Source organism: Undibacterium sp. GW821-FHT11B02, from assembly GCF_058808955.1.
Genome location: NZ_JBXASD010000016.1, coordinates 76,035 through 91,199, shown reverse-complemented (window position 1 = coordinate 91,199; position 15,165 = coordinate 76,035). Strand labels below are relative to the sequence as shown.

11 protein-coding genes and 1 pseudogene are annotated in these 15,165 nt (G+C 48.7%); 8 read left to right on the top strand and 4 right to left on the bottom strand.

Going from position 1 to position 15,165, the window contains the following annotated elements; genetic code table 11:
* Positions 1 to 54 precede the first annotated feature (54 nt).
* The 8 genes and pseudogenes from AC1RVX_RS26680 (at position 55) to AC1RVX_RS26645 (ending at position 10,094) form a co-directional block, all read left to right on the top strand.
* Positions 55 to 1,593: an efflux transporter outer membrane subunit gene (locus AC1RVX_RS26680; protein WP_493219621.1), complete on the top strand. Its 1,539-nt coding sequence runs from the start codon at positions 55 to 57 to the stop codon at positions 1,591 to 1,593.
* Positions 1,590 to 2,774 carry an HlyD family secretion protein gene (locus AC1RVX_RS26675; protein ID WP_493219620.1) on the top strand — a complete coding sequence of 395 codons (1,185 nt, stop codon included), beginning with the start codon at positions 1,590 to 1,592 and terminating at the stop codon, positions 2,772 to 2,774. The genes AC1RVX_RS26680 and AC1RVX_RS26675 overlap by 4 nt, the downstream gene beginning before the upstream one ends.
* Positions 2,771 to 4,318, top strand: coding sequence for a DHA2 family efflux MFS transporter permease subunit (locus AC1RVX_RS26670; RefSeq protein WP_493219619.1), 1,548 nt, complete (start codon positions 2,771 to 2,773; stop codon positions 4,316 to 4,318). Before AC1RVX_RS26675 ends, AC1RVX_RS26670 begins: the two co-directional genes overlap by 4 nt.
* A 185-nt stretch (positions 4,319 to 4,503) precedes the next feature.
* Positions 4,504 to 5,514, top strand: a pseudogene (ilvA, locus tag AC1RVX_RS26665) (threonine ammonia-lyase, biosynthetic); the annotation flags it as partial.
* 207 nt (positions 5,515 to 5,721) lie between these two features.
* The gene (locus AC1RVX_RS26660) at positions 5,722 to 6,804 is read left to right on the top strand and encodes a 3-deoxy-7-phosphoheptulonate synthase (RefSeq protein WP_493219618.1); all 1,083 of its coding nucleotides are present in this window, start codon (positions 5,722 to 5,724) and stop codon (positions 6,802 to 6,804) included.
* A 94-nt stretch (positions 6,805 to 6,898) separates the two neighbouring features.
* Positions 6,899 to 7,819 carry a branched-chain amino acid transaminase gene (locus tag AC1RVX_RS26655; protein ID WP_493219617.1) on the top strand — a complete coding sequence of 307 codons (921 nt, stop codon included), beginning with the start codon at positions 6,899 to 6,901 and terminating at the stop codon, positions 7,817 to 7,819.
* 387 nt (positions 7,820 to 8,206) lie between these two features.
* Entirely contained in the window at positions 8,207 to 8,884 is a 678-nt protein-coding gene (locus AC1RVX_RS26650) for a GNAT family N-acetyltransferase (protein WP_493219616.1), read from the top strand.
* A gap of 520 nt (positions 8,885 to 9,404) precedes the next feature.
* Positions 9,405 to 10,094, top strand: coding sequence for a DUF3334 family protein (locus AC1RVX_RS26645; protein ID WP_493219615.1), 690 nt, complete (start codon positions 9,405 to 9,407; stop codon positions 10,092 to 10,094).
* Between the two features lie 200 nt (positions 10,095 to 10,294).
* Here AC1RVX_RS26645 and AC1RVX_RS26640 read toward each other — a convergent pair whose 3' ends face one another.
* The 4 genes from AC1RVX_RS26640 to AC1RVX_RS26625 form a co-directional block, all read right to left on the bottom strand.
* The gene (locus tag AC1RVX_RS26640) at positions 10,295 to 11,557 is read right to left on the bottom strand and encodes a serine hydrolase domain-containing protein (RefSeq protein ID WP_493219614.1); all 1,263 of its coding nucleotides are present in this window, start codon (positions 11,555 to 11,557) and stop codon (positions 10,295 to 10,297) included.
* A 167-nt stretch (positions 11,558 to 11,724) separates the two neighbouring features.
* A complete protein-coding gene (locus AC1RVX_RS26635; RefSeq protein WP_493219613.1) occupies positions 11,725 to 12,849 on the bottom strand; it encodes a beta-ketoacyl-ACP synthase III in 1,125 nt (374 codons plus the stop codon).
* A 183-nt stretch (positions 12,850 to 13,032) separates the two neighbouring features.
* Positions 13,033 to 13,929 carry an S-formylglutathione hydrolase gene (gene fghA, locus AC1RVX_RS26630; protein WP_493219612.1) on the bottom strand — a complete coding sequence of 299 codons (897 nt, stop codon included), beginning with the start codon at positions 13,927 to 13,929 and terminating at the stop codon, positions 13,033 to 13,035.
* Positions 13,929 to 15,035, bottom strand: a complete 1,107-nt coding sequence (locus tag AC1RVX_RS26625) for an S-(hydroxymethyl)glutathione dehydrogenase/class III alcohol dehydrogenase (RefSeq protein WP_493219611.1) — start codon at positions 15,033 to 15,035, stop codon at positions 13,929 to 13,931. The genes fghA and AC1RVX_RS26625 overlap by 1 nt, the downstream gene beginning before the upstream one ends.
* Positions 15,036 to 15,165 lie beyond the last annotated feature (130 nt).

Genomic DNA, 15,165 nt, shown 5'->3' with positions numbered 1-15,165 from the left:
TTGTCGAATTACCCTGCCAACTTAAAGAAATATTCCGGTTTCCATAACAAAAAAATGTTCAATCGTCTCTCACTCAATTTTCCGGTCATTGTAAGACTAACGACGCTAAGGTGTTATGTGGCAGTTTCTGTTTCGACGGTTTTGTCTGTGGCATGCGCGAATTTTAATGGAATAGGTAGCACGGCACAGATCAAATCTGCCAGTGATTATGCCTCCGAAAACTCTTTTTCTTCAAGCGGTGAATGGCCTCAACGGACATGGGTTGCGGATATCGGTGGAGAGCCGCTGGCAGCGTTAGTGGACGAGGCACTCGCAGGGAATCCCGATATACAAATCGCGAAAGCACGCTTGAAAGCCGCGCTGGCAATTTCTGAAGAAGTCATTGCTGAAAGCTCCCCTAGTGTTGGCGGGGAGCTTAATAATACATATCAAAGATACTCGGAAAATGGTTCGGTTTCATCACCATTGGCAGGGCATTATCGGCTCGACAATGAGTTGAAACTCAATTTTTCATATGATTTTGATTTTTGGGGAAAGCATGCTGCGGCGCTACGTGCTGCGGTATCACAGGCAAAAGCAGTTGAAGCAGATAGACATTCCGCTGAACTGATTTTAACTGCTGCCGTTGCGCATACCTGGGTAAAAATGGCACAGCAATATGACCGTTTGGACCTGGTCGAACAGGAACTACGAGTACAGGATAAGGTTCTTCAGTTGACCCAGCAGCGCATTTTGATTGGGCTGGATGTACAAACTGATTATCAAAAAGCACAAATTCAATTGGTCGATTTTCGTTCAGAGATGATTGGATTGCGAGATGCTATTCATGTCACCAGGATTCAACTAGCAGCACTTCTCGGGGCCGGCCCTGACCGGGCCCAGCAAATCAAACGGGCAGCTCTACCCATCTCAAGCAAAGGTGGGTTGCCCGCCGAGCTGACATTAAACCTGCTTGGGCGGCGACCAGATGTGGTCTCGGCCAGATGGCGTATTGAGTCGGCATTGGCAGATGTAGACCATACCAAATCAGAATTCTATCCCGATGTTAAATTGCTTGCTTTTTCAGGCTTATCCAGTCTTGGTTTAGAAAATTTTCTTAATACTGGCAGCCGGATCGTCGGCATCGGTCCGGCTATCAGCCTTCCAATATTTGATGGTGGAAGACTGCGGGCGAAGCTAAAAACCCGGGTGGCTGACTTTGATGCGGCTGTGGCCAGTTATAACCAGGCACTCGGGACGGCCGTGCGTGATGTAGTGGAAAAAGCCCACTCGCTACAATCGGCGCATGATCAAATCGAAGCGCAAAAAATCGCGACTACAGCAGCATCTAAGTCATTTGATCTGGCCAAACGGCGTCAGCGTGCAGGCACCTACAATTCGCTACAAGTCCTGGCGGCAGAGGCGTCGTGGTTAGTTCGCAGAAAATTTGAACTCGATACGAAGACGCGTGCAGTGGATGTGCAAATAGATTTAATAAAAGCTTTAGGTGGTGGATTCCAGGAAAGTGGGCCCCATGCCCCTACGATATCTATGCCAGTTGGTGAACGAACAAGCTATTTTCAACGCTCCACTTTTTCAGAGTATGTATCATGACGCCCCCCAATTCTGAAGCAGGCAATACGCCTGACAATTCGGGTAAGCGCGGCCGGATACTAATTACCATATCGATGGTGATATTGATTGGATCGCTTGCTTATGGTGTCTTGTGGTTAATTTATTTCAAGAATTTTGAAAGCACCGACGATGCCTATGTGTCTGGCAGTATCGTGCAAGTGACATCTCGCATTGATGGAACAGTGCTATCCATCAATGCGGACGACACCGATATGGTCGATGCTGGAAAACCCCTGGTTGAACTTGATCAGACAGACGAGAAATTAGCGCTCGACGAAGCAAAAAACAAATTGGCAGAGACTGTGCGCGATGTCTACACCTTGTACGTCAACACTCGTACACTTGCTGCCAACGTAAAAATGCGTAGCGTGGATGTTGAACGTGAACGTGACGATCTGAGGCGCCGTCAGGAATTAATCGAGACCGGAGCTGTTTCCAAGGAAGATGTCGAGCATTCCCGTAGTGCCCTGCAAAGTGCAGAGTCCGCGCTAGAGGCAACGCGTGGCTCACTTTCTTCCAATCTTGCGCTGATAGAAAATACTTCAGTCGCCGAACACCCCCGCGTGCTTCGTTCTGCCAGCCAGGTGAGATCTGCTTATCTGGCGTACGAGCGCACGAAAGTGTTGGCTCCCGTTGCTGGTTCTGTCGCCAGGCGGACTGTGCAGGTTGGGCAACGTATCGTATCTGGCACACCCTTGATGTCCATCATTCCCTTGGATTCGTTGTGGGTAGATGCCAATTTTAAAGAAGTGCAAGTTGCTCATATGCATATTAATCAGCCCGTGACCTTGCACGCGGATTTGTATGGCACGAGCACCACTTATCATGGAAAGGTGAGCGGTCTCCTGGCAGGAACGGGTGCAGCCTTCGCGTTACTACCGGTTCAAAACGCGAGCGGTAATTGGATAAAGGTTACCCAGCGACTGCCTGTGCGCATTGCACTTGATCCCAAAGAGCTTCAGATGCGGCCATTGCGCATCGGAATGTCCATGCAAGTAAAAGTCCAGATTAACGGCGATGGTAGCGATTCTTTACCAATCAAAACGTTAGCAAATACAGCCTATAAGACAACGGCATTCGACTTCGACATGAAAGAGGCTGACAAGGTCATTGCTCAAATTATTGCCAAGAATTGCAGTTCAATACGTGCTAATCCATGAGTGCAATTGACCACCCTCATTTCCCGCCTTTACAAGGAGCCAAGCTTGTTTGGGGAACAATCGCATTGTCGCTCGCGGTGTTCATGATCATTTTAGACTCATCGATCGCCAACGTCTCTATTCCGGCCATTTCGGGAGATGTTGGCGTTTCTCCGACCCAGGGCACCTGGATTGTGACCTCGTTTGCCGTCGCCAATGCGATTGCCATACCTCTTACAGGGTGGTTGACGCTACGTATTGGGCAAGTCAGATTGTTTGTGGGAGCAGTTTTGTTGTTTGCGGCGTCGTCCTGGCTATGTGGTCTGGCACCCAATATTGAAACCTTGATCGCCGCACGAATACTGCAAGGGGCTGTGGCGGGGCCGATTGTGCCGCTGTCGCACGCGCTTTTATTACCAAGTTATAGACCAGATAAAACCGGTATGGCGCTAGCTTTCTGGGGGACGACAACGCTTGTAGCCCCAATTTTGGGGCCAGTGCTTGGCGGTTGGATCTCGGATAACTATACGTGGCCCTGGATTTTTTATATCAATATTCCTATTGGCCTGCTTACCGCGAGCGTGACATGGTCGATTTACCGCAATAGAGAGTCGCGCATCCGACAGGTACGAATGGATAAAATTGGCTTGGTGCTGCTTATAGCCTGGGTCGGCTCCTTGCAGATATTGTTGGACAGGGGGCAGGAGCTCGATTGGTTCAATTCTTCTATATGTATTGTGTTGCTCGCAGTTGCATTATTGGGATTCATCTATTTTGTCGTTTGGGAATTGTATGATCCTCACCCAGTAATTAATTTAGCGTTATTTAAAAACAAAAATTTTAGTAGCGGCGTTGTTGCGCTGTCGATCACATTCGGGTTGTTTTTTGCGAGCCTGGTCATTCTTCCCGTGTGGCTACAGACTCAAATCTCCTATACAGCAACTGAGGCTGGCAAAGTGATGGCTCCCGTAGGAATTCTCGCTATTTTAATGACGCCCTTGGTTGGGATGCTATTGCCAAAAATCGATGCGCGCTGGCTTGCGACCTTTGGATTACTAACGTTTTCATTGGTATTTCAACTAAGAGCCAGATTCACCCCGGAGATCGATAGTTTTTCTTTGATGATTCCGACTTTGATTCAGGGTGCTGCGATGGCAATGTTTTTCACCCCGGTAAATTCCATCATCTTATCTGGTCTCAGTCCGGACAAAATCGCCACTGCGGCCAGCCTGTTCATTTTTGCCAGGACCATTTTTGGCGGATTGGCAACTTCAATTGTGTCGACGTTATGGGAAAACCGCACCATATTCCATCATGCCAGGCTGGTAGAAAATCTAAGCACATCTCATCTGCCGTTCAATCAATCTGCGCAAGTTTTAATTGCTCAAGGAATGTCCGGTGTCAGTGCCCGATTGGAAATTGATCAACTCATTACGATTCAGGCAAGCACGATGGGGGCGACAGACGTATTCACGATGTCATCTATTCTGTTCATTGTCTCAATTGGCTTAGTGTGGCTAACAAAGCCCATGAAATTGGTCAATAAAGTTGAAAAATCAAGTTGAAAAATTTTGAACGGCTTTATTTATGAAATGAGTTCAGGAAATTTGGTCTGATACACGAAAAGAAGTTAATTTTGGTTGACACTTTTTAGGGGGTAGATGTTGCGAAATTACGGTGAGAAATTATTTTTAAATCTGCTAGTTGAGCAGTGGATTGATATCAGCCAAAAATTCGCATCATTTCTTTTATGAATATAGATTACATCGAAAAAATCTTGAAATCTCGGGTCTACGACGTTGCTGTTGAGTCGTCACTTGAGTTGGCCAACTTGCTTTCACAGCGGACGAGAAATCGCATCTATTTTAAACGCGAGGATATGCAAAGGAACTTCAGTTTTAAGATAAGAGGTGCTTACAATAAGATGGCAAATTTGACCTCTGAACAGTTAAGGCGCGGAGTAATCTGTGCGTCAGCAGGCAATCATGCACAAGGTGTGGCGTTCTCAGCAGCGAAACTCCGATGCAGAGCAGTCATCGTGATGCCGACAACTACGCCGCGAGTCAAAATAGATGCTGTCGCGGCTAATGACTGTGAATTAATCCTTTTTGGTAATTCTTACACGGAAGCCTATCAACATGCTCTGGTGCTTGAGAAAGAACGGGGCCTGACCTTTGTTCATCCTTTCGATGACCCTGATGTGATTGCCGGACAGGGAACCGTTGGAATGGAAATTTTACGTCAACACCCAGACACGATTCACGCTATTTTCGTCCCCGTTGGAGGCGGTGGTTTGATAGCTGGTGTAGCCACCTATGTTAAGGCCATACGACCCGAAATAAAAATCATAGGTGTGCAGTCAATAGAGTCTGACGCGATGGCTCGTAGTTTTAGGGTGGGGCGGCGAGTGGCCTTGTTTGACGTAGGACTATTTTGTGACGGGACCGCGGTAAAAGAAGTGGGAGAGGAAACATTTCGCCTATCAAGATTATATGTTGACGACATTATTTTGGTCGACACGGATGCAATTTGTGACGCGGTGAAAGACGTATTTTTAGATACACGCAGTATTTTGGAACCCGCAGGGGCACTGGCGGTCGCTGGTGTCAAAGAATATATAAAACAAAAAGTAAATTCTCCAAATCCGATAATAAATGAAACCTTGATCGCAATAGGATCTGGAGCAAACATGAACTTTGAAGGTTTGCGTTTTATCGCCGATCGCACACAAATCGACAAGTCTGGTGAGCGTTTATTTTCAAACATGGTCGAGACTAATCTGGAAAATGTTTTTATTGAATAGGCTTCCGTTTCTGGATTTCATGGAAATTGTTTTCTGGCGACATCTCTTGAAACGAGTTCTAGTCAAACCAGGAAGTTTGGAGATGTAAATTTTTGCCGTGCTTTTTATGTAATTTGTAGTGTGATCAATCAAATCTACTATCACTAAAGAAATCAGGACTATTGAATGAACTCTCATATTTTGTACAACGATGGCGGGACTTTTATGTCGCCACTACCGACTCCAATCGATATCCATAACCGATGCGTGGCAACGTTTACAGCGATGCGGAATGTTAGGACGGCGCGAGAAACAATACGCAATATTCTTGAGCGAAAGGATCCTCGAATGTTAATGATTTGCGGACCATGCTCCATTCATGATGATGCTGCCGCGAGAGATTATGCTGATCTTCTTGCTACCGCCGCAAGAAAATATTCTGACACAATGTTTTTTGTGATGAGAACGTATTTTGAGAAACCAAGAACGATAGCGGGTTGGAAAGGCTGGATTAATGATCCTTATCTTGATCAAAGCCATAGGCTTGATGAAGGCGTATTTCGCGCAAGGGATTTATTACTTCACCTTGCGAACATCAATATGCCAACCGCGACAGAATTGCTTGATCCGCTCAGCTATCCATACTTTGGCGATTTAATAAGTTGGACCTCGGTAGGTGCGCGCACGGTAGAGTCTCAAATTCACAGGGAATTTGCATCTTCAATCGATGGACCTGTAGCTTTCAAAAATTCGACGGAGGGTGTAATTGATGTGGCGATCAACGCCATCCTGACAGCGCGCCAACCGCATTCTTTCATGGGCATAGACAGTCACGGTAAAAATTGCGTTATCAGAAGTCCGGGAAACAAGCTCGCGCATCTTGTTCTTCGAGGAGGACGAATTCGCCCTAACTATGAACGGTTTGATGTCGGTTTGGCTGAAGAGGCACTGCTGCGTGAAGACTTACCCGTGAATATAGTCATAGATTGCTCGCACGGAAATTCCCGGAAAAATCACTTCGCGCAGCAAGATGTTATTAAAAATATTGCTTCTCAACTGGAGCATGGAAATACGTCAATCGTCGGCGTGATGCTGGAGAGTTTTATTGAGTCTGGAAATCAGGCGATTCCGGAAGATCTGTCCAAACTTAAATATGGGAGTTCCATTACTGACGCTTGTCTGGATTGGCGTACCACAGAGAAGCTTCTCGAACAGCTGGCAAATCGTGTTGGCCCTGCATTAATGAATAGATTTAAGAAATCGCAGTAAAGAATTTTGGTGGGCACATTTTAGTTTGCAACTTAGTTTTCGTTTACATCCCAGTTGCTTAATTTTAGCAAAACCCAATTTTAAGGAAAAAATTATGTCAATGTCAGATCGTGATGGGACAATATGGAAAGACGGAAAATTGATTCCGTGGCGCGATGCCACCGTTCATGTATTGACCCATTCACTGCACTATGGAATGGCTGTCTTTGAAGGTGTCCGGGCGTATCAGACTCCGCAAGGAGTCGCCATATTTCGACTGAAAGAGCATACGCAGCGTTTGATCAACTCAGCCAAAATTTTCCAGATGACTGTGCCTTTTGATCTGGAGAGCCTGATGGAGGCTCAAAAGCAAGTTGTTCGTGAAAACGATCTGAAGTCCTGTTACTTGCGTCCGTTGATTTGGATCGGCTCAGAGAAACTTGGAATTTCGGCCAGGGGCAATAGCATACATGTCGCCATCTCAGCCTGGGCCAGAAACGCGTACATGTTCGAAGAAGGTATCACCAAAGGTATTCGCGTAAAGACATCGTCATTTTCACGACATCATGTGAATTCGTCTATGGTAAGAGCCAAGGCCAGTGGCTATTACATTAATTCGATCCTGGCAAATCAAGAGGCATTGAACGACGGTTATGATGAGGCATTATTGCTTGATACCGACGGCTATGTATCGGAGGGTGCTGGAGAAAATATTTTTATTGTGAAGAATGGCAAGATATATACCCCGGATCTTGCATCCTGTCTTGACGGCATTACTCGCGACACTATTTTAACCATCGCACGTGACATGAATATTGAAGTCATCGAAAAACGCATCACGCGAGACGAAGTATATTGCAGCGACGAAGCTTTTTTCACTGGAACAGCTGCAGAGGTGACACCTATCCGCGAATTGGATAATCGAACAATAGGTGATGGAAAGCTTGGTTTGATAACTGAGAAACTGCAATCAAAATTTTTTGCGGCTGTGACAGGTGAAGATTCAACATATCGACATTGGTTGACTATAGTTTAAGAATAGTCGTCAAGACTAAGAACCTGTCTGCGATCACCCACGCGCAGTAAGATCGTAGACGGGTTCTAAGCAACTCAGTATTGGCCAGAACTCCTGGCAGCAGCTACCCAACCAACTAAAGCCCCCTCGGCATAGCAATCCGAAATGCCGCATCCTCCAGCGTCAGCCTTGCACCAAAGCAAGCTATACGAGGTCTTCCCGCAATTCTGGTGTATACGGCCTTTTGTGCTTCATAATTTTTCCTGATTGTTTATTTTTACAAACAGGAGTATCCGGTAAGTCAGGTTGCCTCACTGAGGCATGAAGACAAATTCTCATGATATATTGCTTTAAGGCAGTCATTGCGGTTGACTGGCAATATTAATACTAAAGGCGTGGAACCTGTGTATGAGCAATTTACTGGATAACATCGTTTGGCACACCTTGCTGGGGCCGCATGCGGCGTATGCGGAAGGGCAGGGAACGGTGCGGCGCTATAGGGCGGGCTTTCCAGCCTTTGCTGCCTTTGAGGATATTGATAATCCTGATCTTGCCACGCTGGCGCAATATGTGGCACCTGGCGAACAGATTTATTGTGATGGCTGGGCTGGTACCGTGCCGCAGGGCTGGCGCGTCGAATCCGAATCTGATTTGCAAAAAATGGTGTGGAATGCTGCCATGCCGATTGCTGAAACCTCATTGGAAACTGTCTTGCTTGGTTCACAGCATATTCCTGCCATATTGGACCTGGTAAAACAGAGTAATCCTGGCCCCTTTGCTGTTGGAAGTTTGGTACTGGGTGAGTATTTGGGTATTTTTGACGGCCCGCGTTTGATGGCAATGGGTGGCGGGCGCTTATGTGCAGGGGGGTATCGGGAAATCAGCGGTGTATGCACCCATCCAGATTTTCAGGGGCAAGGTCTGGGCAGACGACTGACATCTGTATTGCTGCGACGGTATATGCAAAATAATGAGCCAATATTTTTGCGTGTGATACGCGCCAATGAAGTGGCCTGTCAGTTATACCAGAAGATGGGTTTTCAACACTATAGCGTGTCTGCTGCAAGAGTCATTTCGCATTATTAACAAAACAGACACTTCTGCAATGTAGACGGGCGATGCCTCCAGGCATCATTAAGCCCGTTTTATCTTGGTTGCGATGGGGCAACGTACTATAATCACACCAGTACTGGCGAATAAACAAATTGTGCGGACTGCGTGAAACAAGTGGACGGAGGCCCAACGCTTCAGTATTCTTGCATTATTCCTATGAATAAGGGCAGCTTGTCCTGTGGTGGGATGTGCCGTTGTTTTTCTTGTGCATGTCTGGCACGCTCGCTACAGATGATAAACGGTTCTTAGGGTGAAACCATGCTAATCACTGGTTCGACATTGCACGGTACCGGAGGAGGGCTCGTTGGCCGACATAAAGTTCCTGATGCCAAGCTTGTCTTGTTCAGAATGACGGCTTCTGATGACCCCGGGCGTGCTCATGTCGTGCCACCATCTGGTAGGAACCAGTGACAAGATTGTGAATGGATTGCCAGTTGGTCGCCAGTAGCAAGTGAATTGAGATAATTGTTGTATAAAAAAATAGGAGTTGGCCATGGCCTTGGACGAAACTAGTGTCGTGTATGGAACGGAAGACTTGTTGACCAGTTTGTGTAACTCGGTCATACGGGTGTTGAATGTAGCCACACAAAGCAAGGTGCATTATTCGGCAATGGTGCAGCGTATCACCAAGATAGGCTTGAAGCCGGACATCGGTTGCTTCGTGCTGTTTGATGGCGGTTTCTCAGGTTTGGTGGTGCTGAACTTTGATGGTGATACGGCGCTGGAAATTTATGAAAAATACATGCTCAACATGGGTATGCCCAAGTCTGAGCTGGCCACGTCGTTCACCTCGGATGAGGTGGCGAATATCCTGGGTGAACTGATGAATCAGATCGTTGGTGATTTCACCGGCAAGATACGCAGGGAACTACAAACCAATATCACGCAGAACCAACCCAAGATGCTGGTGTTGACCAAACAGGTCATGCTGAGTGTGGATACCCCACTGGACAGGCCAGAATTGCGCCGCGTATCTTTCTTCACAGAAAAGAATAATATTTTTTACCTGGAACTGGCCATCGACCGGACAGAATTCATCAAGTTGCACGACTTTGAAACACATGAAGTGCCTGATCCTGACGCTTTGCTTGATATGCAGCAAGCCAGTCAAAAAGCGGAAGCTACCCCGCCTGCGGCAGCAGAAGATGACAATGCTGAACTGTTGAAGTCTTTGGGGATGTAAATCACCTTGACCTTGTATCAATAGTTTTGATGCAGACATTACAAACAGCTAGGCAAGAAAAGGCCGCATTAACTTTGCTTAAGCGGCCTTTAGCTGTGGTAGCTCAGACTTGACCTGCCAGTGAGCGTCCGATAAGCGGCAGCTTCCACCCCATCCCGGACCTTCGTTTGCTTATTCTCTTTCGAATTTGGACGAGAGCTCTACTCAGAGTCAGATGGCTTGTCATCCTTTGCAGGCTTTAAAAGTGTGCGAACGATCGCGTCACGCAAAGGGAACAAATGGGCATTGCCGTTAAACTCGGCATTAGGTCCGTTGCCAGTATGGACAATGACGACTCGCGCGATTGGATCGATAAAAATGTTTTGCCCGTTTACTCCCCAAAACATTGCACGCCCACCTGCTGCCTGAGGAATCCATATGTGCAGTCCATAAAACGGGGGATGGCTCGGCTGAGGTTTGTCGGCCCGCAGTTGTGTCATTTGCGCAATCCAGTCGGCGGGTATAAGCTGCTGACCGTTGATGCGTCCTTGATTCATGACCAGGATACCGAGGCGCGCATAATCGCGCAGCGTGGCTGAGAATTGTCCAGCTACACCTTCGTCGCCATTCTGATTAATTATCCAATAACCAGCCGATTCGGCCCCCATTGGCTGCCATACTTTCTCTTCAAGGTAAGCGGTCGCGCTGCGCCCCGTTCGCCGCTTCATTATGAGTCCCAATACCGCAGTCTGCGCACCGTTGTAATCGAATACTGAGCCAGGGGCGGAAGATCGCCTCGTCTTTTTCCGCAAGTAGCCTGTTACATCGCGTTGTGGCCAGATCATTGGATTAATCGCACGATTGTCTGAGTCGACGCCACGCTCGAATGAGTTGGTTAGCGCTGCGCCAGATGACATCCTCAAGAGATCTTCGACTGTGTCGTCAGCGAATGCGCTGGCACTAAACTTAGGTAGCAAGACAGACACCCGATCACTCAGCAACAGTTTGCCATCACCAATAGCAATGCCAGTCAATAACGCAAGAATGGTCTTTGACATAGAAGCTGACAGCAGATGATCAGTTGGTTTTCGCCCCTGCAGGTAGCGCTCAAAAACGATTTTCTCGTCTTTTATGACTAACAAGCCTGTAGTGCAAAATTTACCAAGATACTCCTCAAGCGTGTGAACAACTGGATCGCCGGCAACCTTGTAATGAACGGTGCCCAATCTCGGTCCCTGCTGGAATTCAAGAGGTGAGGCCGAGGGCAGCGCAGTGTTATGCGAATATGATTCCTGCGGATTCAGAAATTCGCTCGCGCACCCCACTTGGCCAAATACCGTTGCCGGAAAAAGGAAACTAAGGACAACCATTAATCTGCGGACACCGATGCAGATCGCATCAGTCGCACTGGCTTGCGTTAATCCGCATTGGATTTTGCGTCTTGCCCAACCGTTCGTACAAGGAGCCGTGATGTTACTGAGCATATCTTCCCCGGGTCATGCTTCCTCCGTCTTTGCGTTTTTCGGCGACTATTGGCCGCTCTTGGCCGGTGGCGGCCATGGCCATAGAACACTAACTCATCTGATCGCCTGTGTCAGATGAAGTTTGAGCTAGTACACTTTAGCTTTGCGTGGATAACCTGTTCAGTTTTTTAGCTCAGCTTTTTCACCACTACGCAGCCTATGGAATAACCAGCACCAAATGAACAGATCACCCCTACTGTGCCAGGTGCCAGGTCTTCCTGGTATTTATGGAAGGCGATGATAGAGCCGGCCGATGAAGTATTGGCGTAGGTGTCGAGGATGGTGGGTGATTCTTCTGCTGCGGCATCACGGCCCAAAATCATGCGGGTAATCAACAAGTTCATGTTGAGATTGGCCTGGTGCAACCAGAAGCGTTTTACATCAGGAATGCTGATGCCAGCTGCTTGTACCGTTGAGGTGATGACGGCAGCGGCCATGGGGCAGACTTCTTTAAACACTTTACGGCCTTGCTGGCGAAACAGTTTGTCGGCTTTGCCGATGCCACTTTCATCGGCGCGGTTCAAAAAGCCGAAGTTGTTGCGGATATTGTTCGAGAATTGTGTTTTCAGTTTCAGGCCGACAATTTCAAACTGGTGTTTGGATGTTGCCAGGTCAGCGCGTTCTATGATGATGGCAGTACAGGCATCACCAAAAATGAAATGGCTGTCGCGGTCACGCCAGTTCAGGTGGCCGCTGGTGATTTCCGGGTTGACCACCAGAATGGCACGGGCCTGGCCACTTTGTATCGCGGTGACGGCGGCCTGTATGCCAAATGTGGCAGATGAACAGGCAACATTGATATCGTATCCATAGCCGTCGATGCCCAGGGCAGCCTGAATTTCAACTGCCATCGCAGGGTAGCCGCGTTGCATATTGCTGGCGGCACAAATGACACCGTCAATATCGGCTGCTGTGCGGCCAGCGCGTTCCAGCGCCTGGGTGGCCGCTGCCACGGCCATTTCGCACATGATGGATGGTTCGTCGTCGCTACGTTCTGGTAAACGCGGCACCATGCGGTTGATGTCAAGTATGCCGTCCTTGTTCATCACGTAACGCGATTTGATGCCGGAGGCTTTTTCTATGAAGGCAACGCTGGATTCTTCCAGTGCCACCACGTCGCCGCTGGCGATGGCAGCAGCATTTTGCGCATTGTATTGCTGGACATAACCATTGAAGCTGGCGATCAGTTCTTCATTGGAAATGGACTGGGGTGGCGTATACAGGCCGGTGCCGCTGATGACTACTTTACTCATCTCTTGCTTTCTTGTTATGTCGTTCTTGAATGATGCGCAAAAATGCGCGACGATGTCGCTCGATTTTACACAATAAAGATGACAGTTAAACGAGAAACGCACAGAAATAGAGTGCTTGTTCCAGTTTGGTGCATATTAAAACCGGAACAAGCCTGTATGACTGAATTGGCGGCTTTTTGGCCTTCAGCCAGTCAATTGCTGCTTATGATGCAGCAAATGTTCTTCAACAAAGCTGGTGATGAAGTAATAACCGTGGTCATAGCCTTCGTGGTAGCGCAGTGTCAGCGGCTGTTGCACGCTGGCGCAGGCGGTCTTGAAGGCTTCGGGGTGTAGCTGTTCTACCAAAAACTTGTCGGCAAATCCCTGGTCGATCAGTATGCCTTTGGGGAAGGGCGGCTGGCTCTGCTTTTGCATCAGTGCTGTTGCGTCATAGTCAGCCCAGGTACTTTGCTCAGGTCCCAGATAGCCAGTGAAGGCTTTTTGTCCCCAGGGGCACTGGCTGGGGGCGGCGATAGGGGCGAAGGCTGATACGCTATTGAACAGCTCGGGATGCCGCAGGGCCAGTACCAGGGCACCATGGCCACCCATGGAATGCCCCATGATGCCCACACGCGACTTGTCCATGGGCAGGCTGGCCAGCAGCATGGGCAGCAGTTCAGCTACGATATAGCTGTGCATGCGGTAATGTTTGCTCCACGGTGCTTGCGTTGCATCGAGATAAAAACCGGCAGCCACACCAAAATCCCAGGCATCGCTGTCGCCAGGGATGTTGGCATGGCGCGGGCTGGTATCTGGCGTGATGAGGATAATGCCTTCGCGTGCAGCAATGGCTTGCGCCCCCGCCTTGATCATGAAGGTTTCTTCGGTGCAGGTCAGCCCGGCCAGGTAAACAATGGCCGGGCACGTTTCACCCGCCATGGCTTGTGGTGGCAGATAGACGGAAAACCGCATGGGCAGGCCAATCTCGGCAGAGTCATGTTGATAAAAGCGTTGCACGCCGCCATGGCAGGCGTGCTGGCTCAACAATGTCACTTCTTCTGCGTCGTCTTCCACGCTATCTTTGGAATTGCGCTGCGTCATTAGTACAACACCACTGAACGTATCGATTCGCCGCTTTTCATGAGGTCAAAACCTTCATTGATGCGTTCCAGTGGCAATCTGTGGGTGATCAGGTCGTCAATATTTAACTTGCCTTCCATGTACCAGTCAACGATTTTTGGTACGTCGGTACGGCCACGGGCGCCACCAAAGGCAGAACCTTTCCATTCGCGGCCCGTCACCAGTTGGAAGGGGCGGGTGCTGATTTCAGCGCCGGCTTCTGCCACGCCAATGATGATGGATTTGCCCCAGCCCTTGTGGCAGCATTCCAGCGCCTGACGCATGACCTTGGTATTGCCTATGCATTCAAATGAATAGTCGGCACCGCCATCGGTTAACTGGATGATGTGGTCAACCACGTTTTCTACCTGCGATGGATTGATGAAATGGGTCATGCCAAATTTGCGCGCCATGCTTTCACGCGCAGGGTTCAGGTCAACACCGATGATCTTGTCGGCACCGACCATTTTGGCTGCCTGGATCACGTTCAAACCTATGCCGCCCAAGCCAAACACGACCACATTCGCGCCAGCTTCCACCTTGGCGGTGAAAACCACGGCACCGACGCCAGTAGTGACGCCGCAACCGATATAGCAAATCTTGTCGAATGGGGCATCTTCGCGTACTTTGGCGACGGCAATTTCCGGCACCACGATGTAGTTGGAAAAAGTCGATGTACCCATGTAATGGAACAGCGGTTTGCCATCGAGTGAGAAGCGCGATGTGGCATCCGGCATCAAGCCGCGTCCCTGAGTGGAACGGATAGCCTGGCACAGATTGGTCTTGCGTGACAGGCAGAATTTGCATTGGCGGCATTCTGGCGTGTACAAAGGAATCACATGGTCACCCTTGCGCAGGCTGCTGACGCCGGGGCCGGTATCAACTACGACGCCGGCACCTTCATGCCCCAGAATGGCAGGGAACAAGCCTTCCGGATCGGCACCGGACAGGGTGTAATAATCGGTATGGCAAATGCCGGTAGCCTTGACTTCGATCAGCACTTCACCAGCTTGCGGGCCTTGCAAATCGACTTCTTCTATCGTCAAGGGCGCACCTGCTTTCCAGGCGATGGCGGCTTTGGTTTTCATGCTGATCCTTTGTGAAATGTTAACGTCCGCTGATTGTCTTAGAAAGCAGGTACATTGCGGGTGTTTTTTACTTATCTGGCTGATTTTAAATGAAGAATGGCTTAAAAGGACGGGCTACCTACTTCTGGAC

Excerpts from the sequence above, each read along its gene's own strand:
- AC1RVX_RS26680 (WP_493219621.1), top strand. The coding sequence starts at position 55 with ATGTTCAATCGTCTCTCACTCAATTTTCCGGTCATTGTAAGACTAACG.
- AC1RVX_RS26675 (WP_493219620.1), top strand. The coding sequence starts at position 1,590 with ATGACGCCCCCCAATTCTGAAGCAGGCAATACGCCTGACAATTCGGGT.
- AC1RVX_RS26670 (WP_493219619.1), top strand. The coding sequence starts at position 2,771 with ATGAGTGCAATTGACCACCCTCATTTCCCGCCTTTACAAGGAGCCAAG.
- AC1RVX_RS26660 (WP_493219618.1), top strand. The coding sequence starts at position 5,722 with ATGAACTCTCATATTTTGTACAACGATGGCGGGACTTTTATGTCGCCA.
- AC1RVX_RS26655 (WP_493219617.1), top strand. The coding sequence starts at position 6,899 with ATGTCAATGTCAGATCGTGATGGGACAATATGGAAAGACGGAAAATTG.
- AC1RVX_RS26650 (WP_493219616.1), top strand. The coding sequence starts at position 8,207 with ATGAGCAATTTACTGGATAACATCGTTTGGCACACCTTGCTGGGGCCG.
- AC1RVX_RS26645 (WP_493219615.1), top strand. The coding sequence starts at position 9,405 with ATGGCCTTGGACGAAACTAGTGTCGTGTATGGAACGGAAGACTTGTTG.
- AC1RVX_RS26640 (WP_493219614.1), bottom strand. The coding sequence starts at position 11,557 with ATGCTCAGTAACATCACGGCTCCTTGTACGAACGGTTGGGCAAGACGC.
- AC1RVX_RS26635 (WP_493219613.1), bottom strand. The coding sequence starts at position 12,849 with ATGAGTAAAGTAGTCATCAGCGGCACCGGCCTGTATACGCCACCCCAG.
- fghA (WP_493219612.1), bottom strand. The coding sequence starts at position 13,929 with ATGACGCAGCGCAATTCCAAAGATAGCGTGGAAGACGACGCAGAAGAA.
- AC1RVX_RS26625 (WP_493219611.1), bottom strand. The coding sequence starts at position 15,035 with ATGAAAACCAAAGCCGCCATCGCCTGGAAAGCAGGTGCGCCCTTGACG.